The sequence below is a fragment of the Bradyrhizobium sp. DOA9 genome (assembly GCF_000617845.2).
GTDB lineage: Bacteria > Pseudomonadota > Alphaproteobacteria > Rhizobiales > Xanthobacteraceae > Bradyrhizobium.
The window spans coordinates 1,897,041-1,918,425 of sequence record NZ_DF820425.1 but is presented as its reverse complement, the minus strand read 5'-3'; the positions used below and the strand labels follow the sequence as shown (position 1 = coordinate 1,918,425).

Genomic DNA, 21,385 nt, shown 5'->3' with positions numbered 1-21,385 from the left:
TCGGAGAAAGTCTGGATTGCTTCGCTTCGCTCGCAATGACGGGGAATCAATACAGCGGCGGGATCTGGCCGACCTTGACCGGGCCGAGCAGCACGGCGCCGTCGACGAATTTCAGCGGGAAGCTCCGCGCCTTCTTGCCTTCCAGCGTGCTCTCGGTGCCGATCGAATTGATGCCGGCGGCAACGCCGGCATTGGCGTTCTGCTTGATGACCTTGCCGAGGCCGGGCACGGCGCGATCGAGCGCGCCGAACAGATTGTTGAGGTCCTGCGACTTCACGCCGGGCGCGAGGCGATCGAGCGTGGCCTGCGGCACGCCCTCCTCCAGCATCTTCTCGATGCCGAGCGCCGGGATCACGCGCTCGAGGCCGGTCACCGTCATCTGCAACTCGCCGTCGAGCCGGCCGCTCTGCGACAGGCCGAGCGTGCCGGCCGCGACCGCGATCATCTCGCCCTGCTGGATGCGCGACTGCACGATCTCGATGTGACCGCCGGCGGCCTGGATCTCGCGGAAGCGCTGCGGCCAGGGCTTTGGCGTGAGGTCGGACAGGCCGGTGATCTTGGCGCGGGTGTCCGCCTCGAACGGCTCGGCGAGCAGCGGATGCACGCCCTGGATGCTGCCCTGCGCGACATGGAGCACGGTCTCGATCACGGGACGGTCCGACGCTGATCCGTCGGCGAGGCGGCCATGCAGCTCGATCTGCTTGGCGCGCGCGAGCGGCACCTGCACGCTGCCATCGAGCCGATTGAGGCTGGGGTCGTCGAACACGATGGAAGCACGGTCCGGCACCGCCGGCAGCCCCGCCACGCTGGCGCGGCCCTTGCTCCAGTTCACCGTGAACGTGTTTTGCGTGACGCCGTCGATCAGCGTCGCAGGCGCGGAGAATTCGGCGATGATGCGCTTGGGGTCGTAGACTTGGGCCACGACCAGGATGTTGTCGAGCTTGGCCGTAAACGGCGTCTTGCTCGCGTTCTGCGAGATCAGGGCGACGCTGGCGCCGGAGCACCGGACCTCGAATCGGAACGGGAAGCCGGCGATCGAGCGCTTGGCGCAATCATAGATGCGGCCGGCCTTGGCTTCCTGCGCGCGCCAGGCGTCGGCGACGATTTCGGCCTGCGACGCGGCATAGAACCAGAAGCCGCTCCAGCCGACGGCGAGGACCAGGACGAGAATGGGGGCGATGAAAAGGCCCCAGCGGGAGCGGCGGCCTGTGGCAACGGTCATATTGGACATGCGGCCACCCTTTGACGCCAGATTCAGGCAAATGTAAGCGGGGCCGGCCTGCGACGAAAGGCGCAGAAACCGCTTCGCTTGGACGCAGGGTTCTGGTAGCCGTGCCCGAAATGTCCGAAATCACCCTCCCCTCCGTCACGACGGCCGCAGGCGACCTCTGGGTGTTCGGCTACGGCTCGCTGATGTGGCGGCCGGGCTTCGACTTCGAGGAGCGCGTCCCGGCGCGGCTGGTCGGCGAGCACCGCGCGCTCTGCGTCTATTCCTTCGTGCATCGCGGCACGCCGGAGAAGCCGGGCCTGGTGCTCGGGCTAGACCGCGGCGGCGCCTGCCGCGGCATCGCCTTCCGCGTCGCTGAGAAGAACCGTACCGAGGTCGTCGCATATTTGCGCGCACGCGAGCAGGTCACCTCGGTCTATCGCGAGGTGATGCGCTCGGTGTGGCTGGAGAACGATGCGCGCCAGCGCGTCTCCGCGCTCGCCTACGTCGTCGACCGCGGCCATGTCCAATATGCCGGCCGCCTCTCGCTCGCCGAGCAGCACCGCCATGTCGTCCAGGGCCACGGCCAGTCCGGCGCCAATCGCGACTACGTCACCGCGACTGTGAAGGCGATCGAGGCCGAAGGTTTTCGCGACACCCAGCTGCATCAGCTTGCATTGATGCTGCATGGGGAAGCGCATTCGCTGCATGCGAAGGCTGCGGACGAAGACGACCGCTAGTCTAGCCCGTCGGCGCGTAGCTCGGCGCCGAGCCGATCAACTGCTCCTGCTCTTTCCGCCCCGCTTCGACGAGACGACCGGTCGCGTCCTCGATCGCCGCTTGCACGCGCGCGAGAAACTCGTCCTTCGGCAGGCCGGGCGGCAACGGCTCGAGGAATTCCACCACCAGCGTGCCGGGATAGCGCATGAAGGTGCGGCGCGGCCAGAACAGGCCGGAATTGAGCGCGATCGGCAGGCACGGCACGCCGCAGGACGAATAGATCTGCGCAAAGCCGGTCTTGTAGTCGGGCGCAGCGCCGGGCGCGCGGCGCGTGCCTTCCGGAAAGATCACGAGCTGCTTTCCACTGCGCACCGCCTCGCGCGCGCGGCGCGTCATGTCGAGCAGCGCCTTCACGCCGGCGTTGCGGTCGATCCCGATCATCCCGGTCTTGACCAGGAACTGGCCGAACACCGGGATCTGCATGAGCTGGCGCTTGAGGATGAAGATCGGGCGATTGAAAAAGCCCGGCAGCACGAAGGTCTCCCAGAACGACTGATGCTTGGCCACGATCAAAAGCGGTCCAGTCGGGATGTTCTCCTGCCCTCGGAATTCCACCTTGATGTTGCAGACCAGGCGCATCAGGACCAGCGTCGCCTTGGCCCACCATTGCGCCACCGTGAGCATGGCGCGCGGCGGCAATGCAAAGGTCGGCAGCGCAACGATCGCGAGCAAGACCAGCACGGCATAGAACAGCACGTTGAACACGAGCGAGCGCAGGAAAATCAGGAACATCGATGGTCCGATCAATTGGCCTGTGCGGTGGCGGGCCGCTTCGGCTGCTGACCTGCAGGCTGCTCCGACATCTCGGGCCAAAGGTCAATCCCGAAATCCTCCAGCCGCACCCTGAGCTCGGCCGCAATGTACTTGACGTATTCGGACAGGAGCAGCCGCAGCGTCGAGCCCGAGGTCCACCACGGCTCCTCGCGCCATTTTTCGCCGACCACCGCGAACGGGATCAGCGTCGTCCGTGGCATCGCGTGCGAGAATTCCACCAGCGCGCGCGGCATGTGATAGTTCGAGGTGACCACGATCAGGGACGTAAAGCGGCGCCCCTCGGCCCAGCGCCGCGCCTCCGCCGCGTTGCCGCGGGTCGAGAGCGCGGTGCGGTCGAGGTCGACGCAGCAGGTCATGAAGGACTGGTTCTCCGGCAAGGTCCGGGAGATGTCGTGCGCCGTCGAGGTCGGATGCACGCCGGAAATCAGGAGCCGTCTGCCGTATCCGGCGGCCAGCAGCTCCATCGCGTCCGATACCCGCGAGGAGCCGCCGGTCAGCACCACGATGCCGTCCGCCTTGCGGTCCGGCACCGTCTCGGCGCCGCGCAATTGCGACAGGAATGCAACGAAGCCCGCGGCCGCGCCCACGAAGGCGAGCGCGATCGTCGACACGATTGCCGCGCGCAGCCAGCCGCGCGGCAGTTTCGGCGATCGATCGTCGGCCCTTGAGGTCATGCGATGTCGGTGATCCCTTCCCGTAGTGATTTTATGACGTTTTGAGGCGAAGTGGAGTCCGGTTTATAAGCTAGTCGACGTCGTTCAACGTCGCGAACAGCGTCTGGCGCGAGGCGACCGCGGTGATGCCGCCGATCAGCACGGCCTGGACCGCGAGCACGATGTAGCCGGACGGGCGCAGCGAGAAGGTGCCGAGCAGCGCGGCGAACTGGTCGCCGACGGGTGTCCCGGAAAACCAGCCTGCGATGGACTCGGAGAAGCCGAACATCAGCATCGCGGCACCGCCGCCGATCACCCCGCCCTCCAGGCCCAGCCTGAGGAAATGACGCAGGAAGTGATTTGCGATGTAGCGGTCGCCGGCGCCGACGAAATGCAGGACCTCGACGATCGGCCGGTTCGCCGCCATGGCGCCGCGGGTCGCGAACGACACCGAGATGATGGTGGCGACGATGACGAGCGCGAGGATGCCGAGGCCGGCCAGCACAATGGCGTTCGTCATCAGGCGCATGCGCTCGATCCAGGCGCGGTGATCGTCGACGCTGGCGCTAGGGGCGACCTCCGTGACGCGCGCGCGCAAGGCGCCGAGATCGAGCGGCGTGCCCGGCTGCACGCGCGCGATGATCATGCGCGGCACCGGCAGATCGTCCATGGACAGGCCGGTGCCGAGCCAGGGCTCGAGCAGCTTGCCGCTCTCGTCCTTGGTGAACGGCCTGACCTCGACGATGCCGGCTTGCGCGCGCATCGCCTCCGCCACGGCTGCGGTGTCGCGCTCGAGATCGCGGCCGGCCTGCGGACGAACCTGGATCGTGATTTCGCTCGCGACGTCCGACTGCCATTCGGCCGCGGAGGCACTCACCAGCAGCACCGTGCCCGTGGCCATCGAGGCGAGGAAGGTCATGATGGCGACCACCGCAAGCAGCGCTCTGCCGTGGATCGAGGCGCGCGGCACGATCGGCGACATGTTGCGCGCCTTGGCCGGAAGCTGCGGACGCTCCTGTCCGAGATCGACCAGCACGCCGCGCTCGTCAGGCTTACTCATAGACGTGCAGCCGTCCCTGGTGCAGCACCAGTCGCCGTGCCTCGTACTGGTCCATCAGCCCGATGTCGTGGGTGGCGATGATGACGGCGGTGCCTGATTTGTTGAGCTCGATGAAGAGCCGCAGCAGGCGGCGGCCGAGCGTCGGATCGACGCTGCCGGTCGGCTCGTCCGCGAGCAGCAGCTGCGGCCGCGAGATCACGGCGCGCGCGATCGCCGCGCGCTGCTTCTCGCCTCCGGAGAGGATCGGCGGCAGCGCGTCCATGCGGTCACCGAGGCCGACCCAACGCAACAGGTCGATCACCTCCTTGCGATAACTCGATTCGCTGCGGCCCATGACGCGGAACGGCAGCGCCACGTTCTCATAAGTCGTCATGTGATCGAGCAGGCGGAAATCCTGGAGCACGATGCCGATGCGCTTGCGCAGGTCCGCGATCTCGTCCTTGCCGAGCTGCGAGATGTCGTGGCCGAACAGGTTGACGAGGCCCCGCGTCGGTCGATGCGACAGGAACAACAGGCGCAGCAGGGACGTCTTGCCGGCACCGGACGGTCCGGTGAGAAACTGGAAGGAATGCGCCGGAATCTGGAAACTGAGGTCGCGCAGGATCTCCGGCCCCAGACCGTAACGCAATCCGACATTTTCGAACCGAACCAAGCTCAGCTCCGTTCGAGAGGGGGCGCGGGCCGCATTGCGGCGCTCCGCCATAGGCGATCAACCGGTTTTGCCGCCTTTATGGTTTCCGGTTCGTTAACGGTCGCCCTGTAGCATAAAAGGCGCCCGGTTCTCCGCGACCGTGGCATCGTCAAGACCTCGTTCATGCATCAAGGCTCGTCCATGCATATCGTCTGCCCCCATTGTATGACATCCTACGCCATCAAGCTCGCGAGCCTTGGGGCCAACGGGCGGGCGGTGCGCTGCTCCCGCTGCAAGGAGACCTGGATCGCCCACGCCGAGGATGCCATCGAAGAGGCATCCGTTCCGGCCATGGCCGCGGCCAGCCGAGCCGACGACCAATCCGACCTCGCCGAACAATGGAACTCCTATGCCAAGGATGACGGCGCCGCTGATGCGCCCGTCGTCGATAGCCCCTCGATCGCCAGCGACTGGCCCGATGAAGAGGCCCGTGAAACCGAGGACGAATGGTCGGCGGCGGCCCGGCAGGCCGAAGAGGAGGCCGTCGGCGCGCAGCACCAGTCCTGGTTCCGGAGCCTGTTCCCCCGCCGCGGCGCGCGGGTGAGCCGCCCGGTCGCCACTGCTGCGGCGCCGCGCAAATCCTATCTTGGCCTGCCGACCGCCTGCGCCGCGATGGGCGCGCTGGTGCTGGCACTGGTGATCTGGCGCGGCGACGTGGTGCGGCTGCTGCCGCAGACGGCGGCGTTCTACCGGATGGTCGGGCTCGAGGTGAACCTGCGGGGCCTCGCCTTCAAGGACGTCAAGCTCTCCAGCGAGACCGTGGACGGTAAGCAGGTGCTCGTGATCGAGGGCGTGATCGTCGGCGAGGGCAAGAAGCCGCTCGATATCCCGCGGTTACGCTTTGCCGTGCGCGACGCCCAAGGCGCGGAAATCTATGCCTGGAACGCGGTGCTGGAGCAGACCGTGCTCCGGCCCGGCGAGCGCGCCTTCTTCCGCTCGCGCCTGGCCTCGCCGCCGCCGGAGGGCCGCAACATCGACGTTCGTTTCTTCAACCGGCGCGACATTGCCGGCGGCAGCGTATAATCGCCCCCGCAGGGGAGGTTGGTCTCATGCCGAAAATCTTGATCGCCGACGACGAGGATTCGATGCGCACGCTGGTGGCGCGCGCCATCGCCATGGACGGCCACGAGACCGTCACCGCCCAGGACGGCGCCGAGGCGCTGGAGATCCTGACCCGCGAGGATGGAGCCTTCGACCTGTTGCTCACCGACATCCAGATGCCGGTGATGGACGGCATCGCCCTGGCGCTCTCCGCCGCGCGGGATTTCCCTGATCTGACCATCCTGCTGATGACCGGCTTTGCCGACCAGCGCGAGCGCGCCTCGAACCTCAACGCGCTGGTGCATGACGTCGTCACCAAGCCGTTCTCGGTCGCGGATATCCGCACGGCGGTCGCCGATGCGCTGGCCGCGAAGAAGGGGTAGCGGCGGCGGTATCGCCGCATCGTCATTGCGAGCGCAGCGAAGCAATCCAGACTGCCGCCGCGGAAAGATTCTGGATTGCTTCGCGGAGCCTGTCATCGGGCCGCGCTCCGCGCGGACCCGGTGGCTCGCAACGACGGAGGATGTGGCGCGGCCGTCGCCCGCATGAGCGAAGCGTCATGTGGAGCCGGCGCCCCGGATATCGCTTCGCTCTCCGGGCCTCAAGAGAGGCTCGCGCCTCAAAACTCCTTCAGCAGCCGCTCGAGATAGTCGAGCTCGATCTGCGGCCGCGAGGGATCGCCGAGACGGCGGCGGAGCTCTTCGAGAATGCGGCGGACACGCTGGGTGTCGATCTCGCCAGGGATCTTGACCGTGTAATCGTCGCCATATTCGCGGCCATGCAGCGGTCGGCCGAGCGGATCGGTCTGATTGCCGCCGCTCTGCTGACGGCCGGCGCGCTGACCGGGGCCGTCGCCCTGGCCGTCACCATCGCCCTGCTGCATCGCCTCGGCCATCTTCTGCGCGCCCTTGCGCATCGCGTCGAGTGCCTTGCCCTGCGAGTCCACGGCGCCGTCGGCGTTGCCCTCGCCGAGCTTTGATCCGGCATCGCCCATGGCACCGTCGGCGGCATCCAGGCTGCCATCATCGCCCTGGTCGCCGTCCTGATCGCCGTTCTGGCCGGGCTGGCCCTGCTCGCCTTGCTGACCCTTCTGGCCCTTCTGTGCCTGCTGACCCTGCTGGCCTTTCTGCCCCTTCTGGGTGAGGCCGCGCTTGGCGAGCTCGTCCTGCAGCTTCTTCAGGCGGTCGCGCAGTCCCTGCTGGTCCTGCTGCAGCTCCGACATGGACTGGTCGCCCTGCTGCTGCTTGCCGCGCGAGCGGTCGCGCCGCGAATCCTGGCCCTGCTTGAACGTCTTGTCGCGCAATTGCTGCTGCTTGCGGATCATGTCGCCGAGCTCGTTGAGCGCCTGCTCCATGTCGCTCTCGCCGGACTGGCCCGGCTGCGCCATCTGGAGGCCTTCCAGCATCTGCTGGAGCTGGTCGAGCAACTGCTTGGCGGCATCCTTGTCGCCGGAGCGCGACAGGCGCTCCATCCGGTCGATCATGTTCTGCAGATCCTGCTGGCGCAGGACCTTGGTGTTCGGATCGAGCGGCCGCGCCAGCTGCTGCGGGTCATTGTTGTTGCGGAACTGCTCGGCGAGCTGGCGCATGAAATCGTTCAGCGCCTGACGCAGATCCTGCGTGAGCTTCTTGATCTCTTCGTCGCTCGCGCCGCGCTCCAGCGCCTGCTTCAGCGCGTCCTGGGCCGCGCGCAATGCCTTCTCGACGTCGGAGATCTTGCCATCCTCGATCGTCACCGCGAGCGCCCACAGGCTCGCCACGACCTCGCGCAGGGCCTCATCGGTGCGCGCGGCCTCGAGCTGCCGGGCCACGCTGTGCAGGCCGAGATATTGTCCCGGCTCCGGCGTGAACATTTCGGGCGCGATCATCAGCCCGTCGAGCGCGGCATACACGTCGGAATTCTTGTTGGCGTCGAGCGCGAGGATCCGGCGCTGCTCGATCAATGCACGGGCCAGCGGCTTGGTGAAGAGCCGTTCGGGCAGGCGCATGTTGAACGGCTCGCTCGCGGCCTCGTTGCCCGCCTCGTCCTTGGCCGTGAGCGTCAGCGTGACCTCGGCGCCGGCATAGGGATCCTCGCTGAGATCCTTCACGGATTGCCCGACGCCGTTGCGGGTGCGCGCATTCGGCAGCGCGAGCGGGAATTGCGGCGGCTGGAACAGCGGCCGCGGCGCCGTCCTGGTGTCGCCATCACCGGCAGCGGCCTTTGCGCCATCTTTGGCACCATCTTTGGCGTCGGTCGACCGCGGGGCGAATTTCGCCTCGGCGCCGGTGACGCCGTAATCGTCCTCGATCTTGTAGGAAAGCTGGAGCGCGCCGCGCGCCTGGCGCTCCGGGTCCTTGGCGAGCGCGATCGTCGGCGGACGGTCCGGCGTGGCCGCGAAGGCCCATTGCGGCTGGCCGGAGGGCGCCCGGACATGCGCGGTGCCGTCACCGGAAATCGTGAAATGCTTTTCGTTGGTCCCCTTGGGGCTGGCTTCAGTCGGGGCGACCTCCTTGAGGCCGCCGGAGACGGCGACATCCAGGTTGCCGCCGGAGGAGCGCACGATCAGGGTCGAGCCGGCGGGAACGGCGAGCGGGCCGCTGGCGGGCAATGCCGCAGCTTCCTTGTTGGCAGCCGACAGGATGACCGGCGCCTTGCCGGTATAGAGCGGCGGCGTGACCCAGGCGTCGACGCGAACATTGGCCGGCGCCAGCACCCCGTTCCAGTTGAAGGCGGCGCCAAGGCGCATCGCACGCTCGTCACCCGCGGCGAAGAAGGTCGCAACCAGCAGCACCATGACGAGGGCACGCAGTGCCCAGGGGTCGTGAAGCGCGAGTCGCGGGTGCGGTACACCGGCGCGGATGCGCTTGATCGAGGCGAGCGTCCGCTCGCGCTGGGCCTGCCACAGCGCCTGCGCGACCGGGTCCTGTGAGGTCAGCGTATCCGTGAGCGTGGTGGCCGGGCGGTGACGAATGCCGGAGCCGCGGTCGAGCCGGGCGAGCGCTTCCTCGCGGCTCGGCCAGCGGAAGCGAATCAGCGGAAACAGGGCAGCCGCGGCCGTCGCGGCAAAGAGGGCAAGGCCGACAGCCCTGGCCATGAACGGCAGCGCCAGCCAGAGGCCGGCCCAGGACACCACCAGGAACAGGCCGACGACGGTCGAAAGGCGCGCCGCATGGGGCCAGGCACGCTCCCACGCGATGGCATAAGTCGCCCGATCAAGGGCCTGCGCCAGCTTCAGCCGCGACAGCGCATCACTGTTGCGGATCGGGTCCGACGGCTCGGGGGTGTCGCCGTTCAATCAACTCTCCAGGTTGCCCGGTAGAGCAGAGCCTATCACAACGGCAGCACTGAGGCATCCGTTCCTGTACGGGAGCGCCTCCTTTTCCCGCATAACACGAGGACGTGACTGGCCGGGCGCAACCCCGTAATTTCCGCGCGCCGATCTCGTGGGATGCGAAGGAAACGCCATGGACAAGAAGATGCACGACAAGGGCCTGGAAGTCCGCAAAGCGGTGCTGGGCGAGGCCTATGTCAACAACGCCCTGAAGAACGTCGACGATTTCAACCGCCCGTTCCAGGAGATGCTCAACGAATATTGCTGGGGCACGGTGTGGGGCCGCGAGGAGCTGCCGCGCAAGACCCGCAGCATGCTCAACATCGCGATGATCGCGATCCTCAACCGCCAGCACGAGTTCCGCGCGCATCTCAAGGGCGCACTGACCAATGGCGTCACCCGCGAGGAGATTCGCGAGATCCTGTTGCAGGTCGCGATCTACGGCGGCATGCCGGCCGCTGTCGACAGCTTCCGCATCGCGCGCGAGGTGTTCGCGGAGATCGACGGGAAGGCGTGAAGCCGAAGCTCGTCGCCTTTGATCGTGTTGCTCCGTCATTGCGAGCGAAGCGAAGCAATCCAGAATCCCTCTGCGGAAACATTCCTGGATTGCTTCGTCGCTTCGCTCCTCGCAATGACGAGAAAGAGGAAGAAACACCATGGACATCGGATTCATCGGGCTCGGAAACATGGGCTTCCCGATGGCGCGGCGGCTGATCGAGGCGGGACACAGGCTCGTCGTGTTCGACACGCGCAAGGAGGTCACGGACAAGCTGGTCGCGCGCGGTGCCAGTGCCGCATCGTCGCCGAAGGACGTCGCCGACGAGGTCGAGACCGTGATGGCGAGCCTGCCCTCGCTGCAGGCTTCGCTGGACGTTGCCACCGGCGCTGGCGGCGTGATCGAGGGCAGGCGCGCCAAGCGTTTCGTCGATCTCTCGACCGTCGGCTCGGCGATGGCGGCGAAGATTCACGGCCTGCTCGCCGAGCGCGGCATCGTGCAGATCGACTGTCCCGTCTCCGGCGGCGTCGGCGGCGCCGAGAAGGGCACGCTTGCGGTGATGGTGTCGGGCCCGAAAGCCGAGTTCGAGCTGCTCAGACCCGCGCTCGACGTCATTGGAAAGGTGTTCTTCATCGGCGAGAAGCCGGGCGCGGCGCAGACCATGAAGCTCGCCAACAATTTCCTGTCGGCCACCGCGATCGTGGCGACGTCGGAAGCCGTGGTGATGGGCGTGAAAGCCGGACTCGATCCTGCCGTGATGATCGACGTCATCAATGCGGGCTCGGGCATGAACACCGCGAGCCGCGACAAGTTTCCGCGCGCGGTGCTGCCGCGGACTTTCGACTTCGGGTTCGCCACGGGATTGATGGTGAAGGACGTGCGGCTGGCGCTGGAGGAGATGAAGCAGCTCGGCCTGTCGATGGAGGTTGCGGACGCGGTCGGGCGGCTGTGGGAGACCGTGATCGCTGCGGAAGGCGCCGAGTCCGATTTCACTGCGGCGATCAAGCCGATCGAGAGGAAGGCGGGCGTCGTGGTGGGCGGAAAAAGCTGACGTTCAGCGAAATAGCGCGGTCGTGGTGAATTTGCCCGACGGTTCAAGCGGTTTTGCCCGACGGCCACGCATCATTCCGAAAACCCCAGTCTACTGTGCATGGGGTTGTTTTGCAGGTTTTGATAGCGGCCTCACAGCCACGGCGCCGGCGTATCCATCGCGATCAGCTGCTCGACCTCCACGCGCGGGCGCACCACGGCGTGTTGGTCGCCCTTCACCAGCACCTCGGGCACCAAGGGCCGGGTGTTGTAGGTGCCGGCCTGCACGGCGCCATAGGCGCCCGCGGTCATGATGGCGAGGAGATCGCCGGGTGCGGGCGTCGGCAGCGTGCGGTCGAGGGCGAGATAGTCGCCGGTCTCGCAGACCGGGCCGACGACATCGGCCAGAATCGTGGCGGCGCCCTTGGCGGGCTGCTTCACCGGCAGAATGTCGTGATGCGCCTCGTACAACGTCGGACGGATGAGGTCGTTCATGGCGGCATCGATGATGACGAAGTTCTTGCCGTCGCCGTGCTTCACATAGATCACCTTGGCGACGAGAATGCCGGCATTGCCGACGATCATGCGGCCCGGCTCGAACATCAGCGTGCAGCCGAGATTGTGGCTGACGCGCTTGACCATGGCGGCATAGGCGGCCGGCGCCGGCGGCGCCTCGCGGTCCATGTAATAGGGAATGCCGAGGCCACCGCCGAAATCGACGTGACTGATGTCGTGCCCGTCGGAGCGCAGCGTCTGCACGAATTCGGAGAGGATGCGGAACGCGGTCTCCATGCCGGAGAGATCGGTGATCTGGCTGCCGATATGCACGTCGGTGCCGGTCACCTTGATTCCCGGCAGCTTCGCCGCGCGCGCATAGACCTCGCGGGCATGCACGATCGGGATGCCGAACTTGTTCTCGGACTTGCCGGTGGAGATCTTTGCATGCGTGCCGGCATCGACGTCGGGATTGACGCGGAGCGAGATGCGCGCGGTCTTGCCCATCTCGGTTGCGAGGCGCGACAGCAGCTCGAGCTCCGGCTCGGATTCGACGTTGAGGCAGAGGATGTCGGCGGCGAGCGCCGCGCGCAGCTCTGCTTCCGTCTTGCCGACGCCGGAGAAGACGATCTTGCTGGCGGGAATGCCGGCCGCCAAAGCGCGCTTCAATTCCCCGCCCGAGACCACGTCGGCGCCGGCCCCTAACTTGGCCAGCGTCCGCAGCACCGACTGGTTGGAGTTCGCCTTCATGGCGTAGCAGACCAGCACCTTTTCGCCGGCGAACGCGTCCGTGAAGACGCGATAATGCCGCTCCAGCGTCGCGGTCGAATAGCAATAGAACGGCGTGCCGACGGCGGCGGCCAGCTCGGACAGGTTCACCGCCTCGGCGTGCAGCACGCCGTTGCGATAGTCGAAATGGTTCATGGCTTAAGGCTCGGTTGTCCCGGCTTATCGCTTGCCGGGAGGTTCGTCCAACAGCGGGTCGAGGATAAACGGTTTCTTCCGGCCCTTGGCCGCCGCGGGCGCGGCATCCGCGCTGGCGGTGGGCTCGAACAGGCTCGGCGCCTTCTGGGCCGCGGTTTCGGGCTCGACGGGCGCAGCGCCCGTGGCCGCGGACGTGTTGGAGGCGGTCGGCGGCAGATCCAGCGGGCCCTTGCGGCCGCAACCGGCAAGCGCGAGCGCCGTCAGGCTCAAGACAATGATGGCCCACCCCGAGCCGGCCGGGCGAAACTTTGACGTCACGACGAAATCCCCACTACGCGCGGCGCACCATACAGAGATTGGCGGGCTCTGGCGAGAGCCGGATGACCATGAAACATAAGCGAAATTTTGCCCTCAGCCCAATTTTCGCTCTTTTTCCAGCCGCTTCGCCCAGGCCTTGGCCTGGGACGCCACGTTCTTCGGCGCGGTGCCGCCAAAGCTGGTGCGGCTCTTCACCGACGATTCGACCGAGAGTACGCCGAGCACATCCTTGGTGATTTTGGGTTCGATCGCCTGCATCTCCTTCAGCGGCAACTCATGCAGCGCGACGCCGCCCTCGGCGGCCTTGGCGACGATCCGGCCTGTGACGCGGTGGGCCTCGCGGAACGGCATCTTCAGCGTCCGCACCAGCCAGTCGGCGAGGTCGGTCGCCGTGGCATAGCCTTCGCCCGCGGCCGCCTTCATCCTGGCTTCGTCGGGAACGAGATCACGGACCATGCCGGTCATGGCGCGGATCGCCAGCGACAGGGCGGCAAAGCCCTCCATGGCGCCCTGCTTGTCCTCCTGCATGTCCTTTTGATAGGCGAGCGGCAGGCCCTTCATGACGATCAGAAGGCCGTTGAGCGCACCGATGACGCGGCCGGTCTTCGCGCGCACCAGCTCGGCCGCATCCGGATTGCGCTTCTGCGGCATGATCGAGGAGCCCGTGGTGAACTTGTCGCTGAGCCTGACAAGACCGACCAGCGGCGAGGTCCAGATCACGATCTCCTCGGCAAAGCGCGACATGTGCACGGCGCAGATCGCGGCGGCCGACAGCGTCTCCAGCACGAAGTCGCGGTCGGAGACGGCATCGAGCGAATTTGCCATCGGCCGGTCGAAGCCGAGCGCCTTCGCGGTGGCGTGGCGGTCGATCGGGAACGAGGTGCCGGCGAGCGCGGCCGCGCCGAGCGGCGATTCGTTCAGCCGCTTGCGCGCGTCCTGGAAGCGGCCGCGGTCGCGCGCGGCCATCTCGACATAGGCCAGCAGGTGATGGCCGAAAGTGACGGGTTGCGCCGTCTGCAAATGCGTGAAGCCGGGCATCACGGTGCCGGCGTGCTCCAGCGCGCGCTCGACCAGGGCGTGCTGGAACGCGGCGAGCGCGGCATCGGTCTCGTCGATGACGTCGCGGACGTACAGACGGAAATCAGTCGCAACCTGGTCGTTGCGCGAACGCGCGGTGTGCAGGCGGCCAGCCGCGGGACCGATCAGCTCGGACAGGCGGCTCTCGACATTCATATGGATGTCCTCGAGCGCGCGCTTGAATTCGAAGCCGCCCTTGCCGATCTCTGACAGGATCGTGTCTAGACCTTTGCCGATATTTTTCGCATCAGAAGCCGTGATGATGCCCTGGTTGGCCAGCATCGCGGCGTGGGCCTTGGACGCGGCAATGTCCTGGGCGAAGAGGTGACGATCGACGTCGATGGAGACGTTGATCTCTTCCATGATCTCGTCGGGGCGTTCCGAGAACCGGCCGCCCCACATCTTGTTGCTCATGATCCCCTGCTCACGCCTGATTTGCCGCACGTTTGCTGGCCGCGGCCAGCCGTATTAAGAGGCCCCTGATAGCCATATCTGCGACCGGATGACAAACGATATGCTCGACCAGAAGCCCTCCGCCAGGCGCCGCATCCCCCTCGTCATCGCCGCCGTGACGGTGGTGGGCCTGGCGGGCTTTGCCGCGCTGTACGGGCTGGGCCTGAGCCGTGCGCCGTCGGGCGATCCGACCTGCAAGCCGGCGGTCGCGACGGCCTCGAGGATCGCCCCGCTCGCCCATGGCGAGGTGGCGGCGCTGACCATGGCAAGCGCCCCGCTGAAGCTGCCCGACCTCACCTTCGAGGATGCCGACGGCAAGCCGAAGAAGCTGTCCGATTTCCGCGGCAAGACCCTGCTGGTGAACCTCTGGGCCACCTGGTGCGTGCCGTGCCGGAAGGAGATGCCGGCGCTGGACGAGCTCCAGGGCAAGCTGTCGGGCCCGAATTTCGAGGTGGTGGCGATCAACATCGACACCCGCGACCCGGAGAAGCCGAAATCCTTCCTGAAAGAGGCCAATCTGGTCAGGCTCGGCTATTTCAGCGACCACAAAGCCAAGGTTTTTCAGGATCTTAAGGCCGCGGGACGGGCGCTGGGGATGCCGACCTCGGTGCTGGTCGACCCGCAGGGCTGCGAGATCGCAACGATCGCAGGGCCGGCGGAATGGGCGAGCGAGGACGCGCTCAAGCTGATCCGCGCAGCGACAGGGAAGGCCGCCGCCTCGCTTTGAGGCTCAGGCGGTGACGTTGAGATTGCCGCCGACACCAGGGCCGACATTGGCGAGTGAGGGCTGGCCGGCGCCGAGCAGCGTCAGGACGGTGGATTTCTCCATATCCGCGTTCTGCTTGGTCAGCGTCGCCGCAATATTCGACTGCAGCGCGCCTTGCTGTGCGGCCAGCATGGAGCTGACCATTGCCATCATGTCCATTACGCGAACCCTCTTACCGGCCGTAACCTAGGCGCGAGGGGTTAATGGGACATGAATTGTCACAGATGCCGTAGGGTGGTCAGCGCGTCGGTACCGGCTTGGCGCCGCGATAGTCGTAGAAGCCGCGCTGGGTCTTGCGGCCGAGCCAGCCGGCCTCGACGTATTTCACCAGCAGCGGGCACGGGCGGTACTTGGAGTCGGCCAGCCCCTCGTGCAGCACCTGCATGATGGAGAGGCAGGTGTCGAGGCCGATGAAATCGGCAAGCTCCAGCGGGCCCATCGGATGGTGGGCGCCGAGCTTCATTGCCGCGTCGATCGCCTCGACGTTGCCGACGCCCTCATAGAGCGTGTAGATCGCCTCGTTGATCATCGGCAGCAGGATGCGGTTGACGATGAAGGCCGGGAAATCCTCGGAGACCGCAACCTGCTTGCCGAGCTTGCCGACGAATTCCTTGGACGCCTCGAAGGTGGCATCATCCGTGGCGATGCCGCGGATCAGCTCGACCAGTTCCATCAACGGCACCGGATTCATGAAGTGAATGCCGATGAAGCGTTCCGGGCGGTCGGTTGCGGCGGCGAGGCGCGTGATCGAGATCGACGACGTATCGGAGGCGACGATCGCCTCCGGCTTCAACACGGCGCAGAGCTCGTGGAAGATCTTGCGCTTGACCTCTTCCTTCTCGACCGCGGTCTCGATCACGAGATCGCAGTCGGCGAGGTCGTCCAGCTTCTCAGCCAGCTTGATACGCGCGATCGCCTTGGCCTTGTCATCCTCGGTGACGACCTTCTTGGAGACCTGGCGCGCCAGATTGCCGTTGATGGTGGCCATGCCCGACTTGAGACGGTCGGCCGAAACGTCGTTGAGCACCACGTCGAAGCCGGCGAGCGCCGCGACATGCGCGATGCCATTGCCCATCTGACCCGCGCCGATCACGCCGACCTTCTTGATCACTGCCGCCATATTGTCATCCACCGGAACGGCGCGCGAGGGGCGCGCCCTGCCTATCCCCTCGAGCCGGGAGGTCCGATTTAATCAGAACCTTGGCTCGAAACCTAGATTGGATCGCTTCGAAGGCGCGCCCCACGCCAAAGAAAACGCCTCAGAAATGCAACACCGGCCGGAGTTTATACCTCCGGCCGGTGTTTTCGATGCCTTTTACTTGCCGAGCTTGCCGAGTTCGGCGGTCAACTCCGGAACCGCCTGGTAGAGGTCGGCGACCAGGCCGTAATCGGCGACCTGGAAGATCGGCGCGTCCTCGTCCTTGTTGATTGCGACGATCACCTTGGAGTCCTTCATGCCGGCCAGATGCTGGATGGCGCCGGAAATGCCGACTGCGACATAGAGCTCAGGCGCCACGACCTTGCCGGTCTGGCCGACCTGCCAGTCGTTCGGCGCATAGCCGGCGTCGACCGCGGCGCGCGAGGCACCGACGCCGGCGCCCAGCTTGTCCGCGAGCGGCTCGATATACTTGGCGAAGTTCTCGCGGCTCTGCATGGCGCGGCCACCGGAGACGATGATCTTGGCCGAGGTCAGCTCGGGACGATCGCTCTTGGCGACTTCCTCACCGACGAAAGTCGACAAGGCCGGATCGGCGGCCGCCGCTACGGTCTCGACCGGGGCGCTGCCGCCCTCGCCCGCTGCGGCGAAGGTGGAGGTGCGGACCGTGATGACCTTCTTGGCGTCCTTCGACTTCACCGTCTGGATGGCGTTGCCGGCATAGATCGGACGCTCATATGTATCGGGCGCGACCACCTTGATGATCTCCGAGACCTGCATGACGTCGAGCAGAGCGGCGATGCGGGGCATCACGTTCTTGAAACGCGAGGTCGCCGGCGCGACGATCGCGTCAAAGTTGGACGCCAGCGACACGACGAGCGCAGCCAGCGGCTCGGCGAGATCGTGCGCGTAGAGGTCGCCATCGGCGAGCAGCACCTTCTTCACGCCGGCGAGCTTGGCAGCGGCATCCGCCGCGGCCTTGGCGTTCTGGCCGGCAACCAGCACCTCGACATCCGCGCCGAGCGCGGCAGCTGCGGTCAGGGCCTTGTTGGTGGCGTCCTTGAGCGACACGTTGTCGTGTTCGGCAATCAGAAGCGTCGTCATCAGAGCACCCCGGCTTCGTTCTTGAGTTTCGACACCAGCTCGGCGACGTCCTTGACCTTGACGCCGGCCTTGCGGCCCGCGGGCTCAGCCGTCTTCAGAACCTCGAGGCGCGCGGCGATGTCGACGCCGTAATCGGCGACGGTCTTCTCCGCGATCGGCTTCTTCTTCGCCTTCATGATGTTGGGCAGCGAGGCGTAGCGCGGCTCGTTGAGGCGGAGATCGGTGGTGACGATCGCCGGCCCCTTCAGCTTCACGGTCTGGAGGCCACCATCGACTTCGCGCGTCACCTTGAAGTCGGTGCCTTCGACCTCGAGCTTGGAGGCGAAGGTCGCCTGCGACCAGCCGAGCAGCGCGGCCAGCATCTGGCCGGTCTGGTTCGAGTCGTCGTCGATCGCCTGCTTGCCGAGGATGATCAGGCCCGGCTGCTCTTCGTCCGCAACCTTCTTCAGGATCTTGGCGACGGCGAGCGGCTCGACGGTGCCGTCCGCCTTCACCAGGATGCCGCGATCGGCGCCCATGGCAAGACCGGTGCGGATCGTCTCGGACGCTTGCGCAGGTCCAATCGAGACCACCACGACCTCGGTCGCCTTGCCGGCTTCCTTCAGGCGCAGCGCTTCCTCGACCGCGATTTCGTCGAAGGGATTCATGGACATCTTGACGTTGGCGAGTTCAACGCCCGATCCATCGCTCTTGACGCGGACCTTGACGTTGTAATCGACCACCCGCTTTACCGGCACTAAGACCTTCATCGATCCTCTTTCACTCAATTTGGGAGGGGGGTTATCAACTGGCGCGGAACCTAAAGGCCTGATCTGCCCCGGTCAACGCGCGAACGGGTCTAATTTTGGCCTTCTGAAATGCGCCGAGCGCGATGGGTCAGCGGTTCTGGCCGGGAACCCAGAGCACGTCGCCGGCGCCATTGCCGTTCACGGCCCGGCTGGCCACGAACAGGAAGTCGGACAGGCGGTTCATATAATGGATGCCAGCCGCGCTGACCGGCTCGCCCGGTTGGGCCGCCAGTTCCACGATCACGCGTTCCGCCCGGCGGCATATCGTACGCGCCACATGCAGATAGGCCGCGGCCGGGGTGCCGCCGGGAAGCACGAAGGAGGTCAGCGGCGCGAGCTTGTCGTTGAGCGCGTCGATGTCGCGCTCGAGCCGCTCGACCTGGCTCGCCACCATCCGCAGCCGCTCGGCCTTGCCTTTGTCCTTGTCTTGGCGCTCCGGCACTGCGAGATCGGCACCAAGATCGAACAGATCGTTCTGGATGCGGCCGAGCATCGCGTCGAGCTCGGGCATCTCCGCGGTGTGGAGCCTGACCACGCCGATCGCGGCATTGGTCTCATCCACCGTGCCATAGGCCTCGATGCGCAGATCGTATTTCGGACGCCGCTCGCCGGTTCCGAGCGCCGTCGTGCCGTCGTCACCGGTCTTCGTGTAGATGCGGTTAAGTACGACCATGATCAACGCCCCATCGCCCAGACCGCGAGCATCGCGATGACGATCGCCACGAACTGAAGCAGCACGCGCCAGCGCATCAGCTTCTGCGAGGTGTTGGGCGAGCCGCCGCGCATCATGTTGATGAGCCCGAGCAGCAGCACCAGCGCCACGGCGCCGGCTGCGGCCGGCAGGATGAAAGTACTCAGGAGAGATCCCATTTGAAGGTAGATAACACCGTGCGCGCCGGTCCGCCATGGTGCCGCGACGGCCTCCGGCGTCCTTCCGGGGCGATGCGAAGCATCAACCCCGGAATGCAAGCGGGGCGCTTCGCGATCTGGCTTTTGGGCCGATAATATCAGATGGTAGCGCGATGATTTCCGATTTGCGCCCCTTGCCTGTTCTCCCGACCTCTCCCTGCGCGCAGGGGGAGAGAGCAGCGCTATAGGTGGCACGTGAAAGCGGTTCGCTACATCTACTGCGTGCTGGAGGACGCGTTCTATACGTTTCTGGCCGACGATGGCTGGGCGATCGCAAGCCACATCGCGCTGTCGACGCTGATGGCGCTGTTCCCGTTCCTGATCGTGCTGACCTCGCTCGCCGGCTTCTTCGGCTCCAAGGAACTCGCCGACCAGGCCGCCAGCCTGATGCTCCAGATCTGGCCCAAGCAGGTCGCCGATTCGATCTCGGGCGAGGTTCATGACGTGCTGACCACCACCCGCACCGGCCTTCTGACCATCGGTGCGGCGCTGTCGGTCTATTTCGCCTCCAACGGCGTCGAGGCGCTGCGGGTCGCGCTCAACCGCGCCTATGCGGTGGTGGAGATGCGGAGCTGGTATTGGCTGCGGCTGGAATCGATCGCCTATACGATCATTGCTGCCTTCACGGCGCTTGCCATGGCGTTCCTGATCGTGCTCGGTCCGCTGATCATCGAGGCGGCGCGGCGCCACATTCCGCTGTTCGTCGAATCCAACGAGAGCATCCTCACCTGGGTGCGCTACGGCATCTCCATCGGCGCGCTGGTGATCGCACTGCTCATCCTGCACGCCTGGCTGCCGGCGGGACGGCGCAGCTTCCTGCAGATATTGCCCGGCATCGTCTTCACCATCGTGGCGTCACTGATCTCGAGCATCGTGTTCGGCCAATATCTGGCGCGCTTCGCCAACAATTACGTGACGATGTATGCGGGGCTCGCCTCGGTGATCATCGCGCTGGTGTTCCTGTACTTCATCGCCGCGATCTTCGTTTACGGCGGCGAGCTAAACGCCGCGATCATCAAGTCGCGGCTTCCTCACGGCGTGTCGCTTCAAGCAGCGCAGTCGCTAAAGCCCGCGGAGAAACAGGCTTGACCAGGAAGGCGTCGGCACCGGCCTCGCGCGAGGCGGCCTCGTCCTCGCCGCGGCCGGACACGCCGATGATCGGGATCTGAGCCAGCGGCGTCGGCAGCATGCGGATCCGCCTGATGGCCTCGATGCCGTCGATGCCCGGCAGCACCATGTCCATCAGCACCGCGTCGAACGCGCCCTGCTCCAGCCGGTTCACGGCGTCCTCGCCGCGCCCGATGAACTCGGCATGATGGCCGAGCTCGGTCAGAATGGTGTTGAGCACGACGCGGCCGAACGGGTTGTCCTCGACGCTGAGCACGCGAAGCGCAGCGACCGCCTCGGGCTGGCTGCCGTCCTTCGCCTTGCGGGTATTGCCCGATCCCGCCGCGTCCAGCGATACCGTCAGTGTGAAGGTGGCGCCGCCACCGCGGCGCGGAGCGACATTGATGTCGCCGCCCATTGCCCGCGCCAATTGCTTGACCGAGGAGAGCCCGAGGCCAGCGCCGCCGAAGCGTGAAGCAATGGTGACATTGGCCTGGGTGAACGGGCGGAACAGCCGCTTGATCTCGGCCATGGTCAGGCCGATGCCGCTGTCGGACACCGCAAAGGCGACACCGACCCTGCCCTTTGCTTTGCCTTTGGCGGGACGCCACGGCGCGACCGCGAGGGCCACGCCGCCCTGGTCGGTGAATTTCACGGCGTTGTCGATCAGGTTCTCGAGCGCGGCGCGCAGGCGGACGGAATCACCGACCACGAGCCCGGGGAGCTTTTCGGCGATGTCGATCTTGGCCTGGAGACCTTTGGCCGCGGCGCGGCCGGCCAGCGAATCGCCGGCGGTGCGGGCGAGCGCCCTGAGGTCGAACAGGTCCTGCCGCGGCGTGCTGCCGCCCTTCCCCGTTTTGGCAGCATCCACGAACAGCGTGGCGAGGCTCGCCAGATGCTCGGCGCCGGCCTTGATGGTGTCGGCCCAGCGCCGCTCCCGCTCGCCGAGATCGGAGGTCGCGAGCAGGTCGCTGATCGCGAGAATGCCGGTCAGGGGGGTGCGGACCTCATGGGCAAAGGCGGCCAGCGCCGCCTGGACGACGTCAGGCGCAACCGCCTTGGTGCTGCGCTTGCGCGGCCGGCCGACCGGCCCGGCCCGCTTCCGAAGCGGCCGCCGCCTGGACGTCCGGGTGGTGCGCACTGGACGCGTCTTCGCCGCCATGAATCCCCTTCGAAGTACCCGCTTCGAACCCCGCGCTGGCCAAGCATGGCACGGAGCAACACCCGGAGTCACGGCGACGTTA

At 66.3% G+C, this 21,385-nt stretch carries 23 protein-coding genes; 7 read left to right on the top strand and 16 right to left on the bottom strand.

Annotated elements, in window-relative coordinates; all coding sequences use genetic code 11:
* Positions 1 to 46: 46 nt before the first annotated feature.
* Positions 47 to 1,231, bottom strand: a complete 1,185-nt coding sequence (locus tag BDOA9_RS08875) for a DUF2125 domain-containing protein (RefSeq protein ID WP_025033585.1) — start codon at positions 1,229 to 1,231, stop codon at positions 47 to 49.
* A 110-nt stretch (positions 1,232 to 1,341) separates the two neighbouring features.
* Here BDOA9_RS08875 and BDOA9_RS08870 point away from each other — a divergent pair, with 110 nt between their 5' ends.
* The gene (locus BDOA9_RS08870) at positions 1,342 to 1,947 is read left to right on the top strand and encodes a gamma-glutamylcyclotransferase (protein WP_025033584.1); all 606 of its coding nucleotides are present in this window, start codon (positions 1,342 to 1,344) and stop codon (positions 1,945 to 1,947) included.
* Position 1,948: 1 nt separating this feature from the next.
* On the opposite strand, the gene BDOA9_RS08865 is transcribed toward BDOA9_RS08870, so the two are convergent.
* The 4 genes from BDOA9_RS08865 to ftsE all read right to left on the bottom strand — a co-directional run bounded on the left by BDOA9_RS08865 (position 1,949) and on the right by ftsE (position 5,126).
* Positions 1,949 to 2,719: a lysophospholipid acyltransferase family protein gene (locus tag BDOA9_RS08865; protein WP_025033583.1), complete on the bottom strand. Its 771-nt coding sequence runs from the start codon at positions 2,717 to 2,719 to the stop codon at positions 1,949 to 1,951.
* A gap of 11 nt (positions 2,720 to 2,730) precedes the next feature.
* On the bottom strand, positions 2,731 to 3,435 hold the full coding sequence (locus BDOA9_RS08860) for a YdcF family protein (protein WP_025033582.1): 705 nt from the start codon (positions 3,433 to 3,435) through the stop codon (positions 2,731 to 2,733).
* A gap of 70 nt (positions 3,436 to 3,505) precedes the next feature.
* Positions 3,506 to 4,474: a cell division protein FtsX gene (locus tag BDOA9_RS08855; protein WP_025033581.1), complete on the bottom strand. Its 969-nt coding sequence runs from the start codon at positions 4,472 to 4,474 to the stop codon at positions 3,506 to 3,508.
* Complete coding sequence (gene ftsE, locus BDOA9_RS08850; RefSeq protein ID WP_018646542.1) at positions 4,467 to 5,126, bottom strand: cell division ATP-binding protein FtsE; 660 nt, start codon at positions 5,124 to 5,126, stop codon at positions 4,467 to 4,469. Before ftsE ends, BDOA9_RS08855 begins: the two co-directional genes overlap by 8 nt.
* Before the next feature lie 180 nt (positions 5,127 to 5,306).
* Between ftsE and BDOA9_RS08845 the strand changes: the two genes are divergently transcribed.
* Both BDOA9_RS08845 and BDOA9_RS08840 read left to right on the top strand, forming a co-directional pair.
* A complete protein-coding gene (locus BDOA9_RS08845; RefSeq protein ID WP_025033580.1) occupies positions 5,307 to 6,188 on the top strand; it encodes an MJ0042-type zinc finger domain-containing protein in 882 nt (293 codons plus the stop codon).
* A gap of 26 nt (positions 6,189 to 6,214) precedes the next feature.
* Entirely contained in the window at positions 6,215 to 6,589 is a 375-nt protein-coding gene (locus tag BDOA9_RS08840) for a response regulator (protein ID WP_025033579.1), read from the top strand.
* Between the two features lie 236 nt (positions 6,590 to 6,825).
* Here the strand turns inward: BDOA9_RS08840 and BDOA9_RS08835 are convergent, their stop codons facing one another.
* Entirely contained in the window at positions 6,826 to 9,483 is a 2,658-nt protein-coding gene (locus BDOA9_RS08835) for a TIGR02302 family protein (RefSeq protein ID WP_025033578.1), read from the bottom strand.
* 169 nt (positions 9,484 to 9,652) lie between these two features.
* Between BDOA9_RS08835 and BDOA9_RS08830 the strand changes: the two genes are divergently transcribed.
* Positions 9,653 to 10,036: a carboxymuconolactone decarboxylase family protein gene (locus tag BDOA9_RS08830; RefSeq protein WP_025033577.1), complete on the top strand. Its 384-nt coding sequence runs from the start codon at positions 9,653 to 9,655 to the stop codon at positions 10,034 to 10,036.
* Between the two features lie 139 nt (positions 10,037 to 10,175).
* Positions 10,176 to 11,066 carry an NAD(P)-dependent oxidoreductase gene (locus BDOA9_RS08825; RefSeq protein WP_025033576.1) on the top strand — a complete coding sequence of 297 codons (891 nt, stop codon included), beginning with the start codon at positions 10,176 to 10,178 and terminating at the stop codon, positions 11,064 to 11,066.
* A gap of 131 nt (positions 11,067 to 11,197) precedes the next feature.
* Here the strand turns inward: BDOA9_RS08825 and lysA are convergent, their stop codons facing one another.
* The 3 genes from lysA to argH all read right to left on the bottom strand — a co-directional run bounded on the left by lysA (position 11,198) and on the right by argH (position 14,272).
* Positions 11,198 to 12,463 carry a diaminopimelate decarboxylase gene (gene lysA / locus BDOA9_RS08820; RefSeq protein ID WP_025033575.1) on the bottom strand — a complete coding sequence of 422 codons (1,266 nt, stop codon included), beginning with the start codon at positions 12,461 to 12,463 and terminating at the stop codon, positions 11,198 to 11,200.
* Between the two features lie 24 nt (positions 12,464 to 12,487).
* Complete coding sequence (gene lptM / locus BDOA9_RS08815; RefSeq protein WP_025033574.1) at positions 12,488 to 12,781, bottom strand: LPS translocon maturation chaperone LptM; 294 nt, start codon at positions 12,779 to 12,781, stop codon at positions 12,488 to 12,490.
* Positions 12,782 to 12,874: 93 nt separating this feature from the next.
* Entirely contained in the window at positions 12,875 to 14,272 is a 1,398-nt protein-coding gene (argH, locus tag BDOA9_RS08810) for an argininosuccinate lyase (protein WP_025033573.1), read from the bottom strand.
* Positions 14,273 to 14,372: 100 nt separating this feature from the next.
* Between argH and tlpA the strand changes: the two genes are divergently transcribed.
* Positions 14,373 to 15,038: a thiol:disulfide interchange protein TlpA gene (gene tlpA, locus BDOA9_RS08805; protein ID WP_025033572.1), complete on the top strand. Its 666-nt coding sequence runs from the start codon at positions 14,373 to 14,375 to the stop codon at positions 15,036 to 15,038.
* Between the two features lie 3 nt (positions 15,039 to 15,041).
* Here tlpA and BDOA9_RS08800 read toward each other — a convergent pair whose 3' ends face one another.
* From BDOA9_RS08800 to BDOA9_RS08775, 6 genes are all read right to left on the bottom strand, one after another.
* Complete coding sequence (locus tag BDOA9_RS08800; protein WP_025033571.1) at positions 15,042 to 15,236, bottom strand: hypothetical protein; 195 nt, start codon at positions 15,234 to 15,236, stop codon at positions 15,042 to 15,044.
* Positions 15,237 to 15,315: 79 nt separating this feature from the next.
* Positions 15,316 to 16,197, bottom strand: a complete 882-nt coding sequence (locus tag BDOA9_RS08795; RefSeq protein ID WP_025033570.1) for a 3-hydroxybutyryl-CoA dehydrogenase — start codon at positions 16,195 to 16,197, stop codon at positions 15,316 to 15,318.
* Between the two features lie 195 nt (positions 16,198 to 16,392).
* Positions 16,393 to 17,337, bottom strand: a complete 945-nt coding sequence (locus BDOA9_RS08790) for an electron transfer flavoprotein subunit alpha/FixB family protein (protein ID WP_025033569.1) — start codon at positions 17,335 to 17,337, stop codon at positions 16,393 to 16,395.
* Positions 17,337 to 18,086, bottom strand: coding sequence for an electron transfer flavoprotein subunit beta/FixA family protein (locus tag BDOA9_RS08785; protein WP_025033568.1), 750 nt, complete (start codon positions 18,084 to 18,086; stop codon positions 17,337 to 17,339). The genes BDOA9_RS08790 and BDOA9_RS08785 overlap by 1 nt, the downstream gene beginning before the upstream one ends.
* A gap of 127 nt (positions 18,087 to 18,213) precedes the next feature.
* The gene (locus BDOA9_RS08780) at positions 18,214 to 18,798 is read right to left on the bottom strand and encodes a cob(I)yrinic acid a,c-diamide adenosyltransferase (RefSeq protein WP_025033567.1); all 585 of its coding nucleotides are present in this window, start codon (positions 18,796 to 18,798) and stop codon (positions 18,214 to 18,216) included.
* A gap of 2 nt (positions 18,799 to 18,800) precedes the next feature.
* Positions 18,801 to 18,995: a twin transmembrane helix small protein gene (locus BDOA9_RS08775; protein ID WP_025033566.1), complete on the bottom strand. Its 195-nt coding sequence runs from the start codon at positions 18,993 to 18,995 to the stop codon at positions 18,801 to 18,803.
* 234 nt (positions 18,996 to 19,229) lie between these two features.
* Between BDOA9_RS08775 and BDOA9_RS08770 the strand changes: the two genes are divergently transcribed.
* Positions 19,230 to 20,123, top strand: coding sequence for a YihY/virulence factor BrkB family protein (locus BDOA9_RS08770; protein ID WP_025033565.1), 894 nt, complete (start codon positions 19,230 to 19,232; stop codon positions 20,121 to 20,123).
* Here BDOA9_RS08770 and BDOA9_RS08765 read toward each other — a convergent pair.
* Positions 20,050 to 21,303, bottom strand: coding sequence for an ATP-binding protein (locus BDOA9_RS08765; protein ID WP_025033564.1), 1,254 nt, complete (start codon positions 21,301 to 21,303; stop codon positions 20,050 to 20,052). The two genes, BDOA9_RS08770 and BDOA9_RS08765, sit on opposite strands and share 74 nt — an antisense overlap.
* Between the last annotated feature and the right edge of the window lie 82 nt (positions 21,304 to 21,385).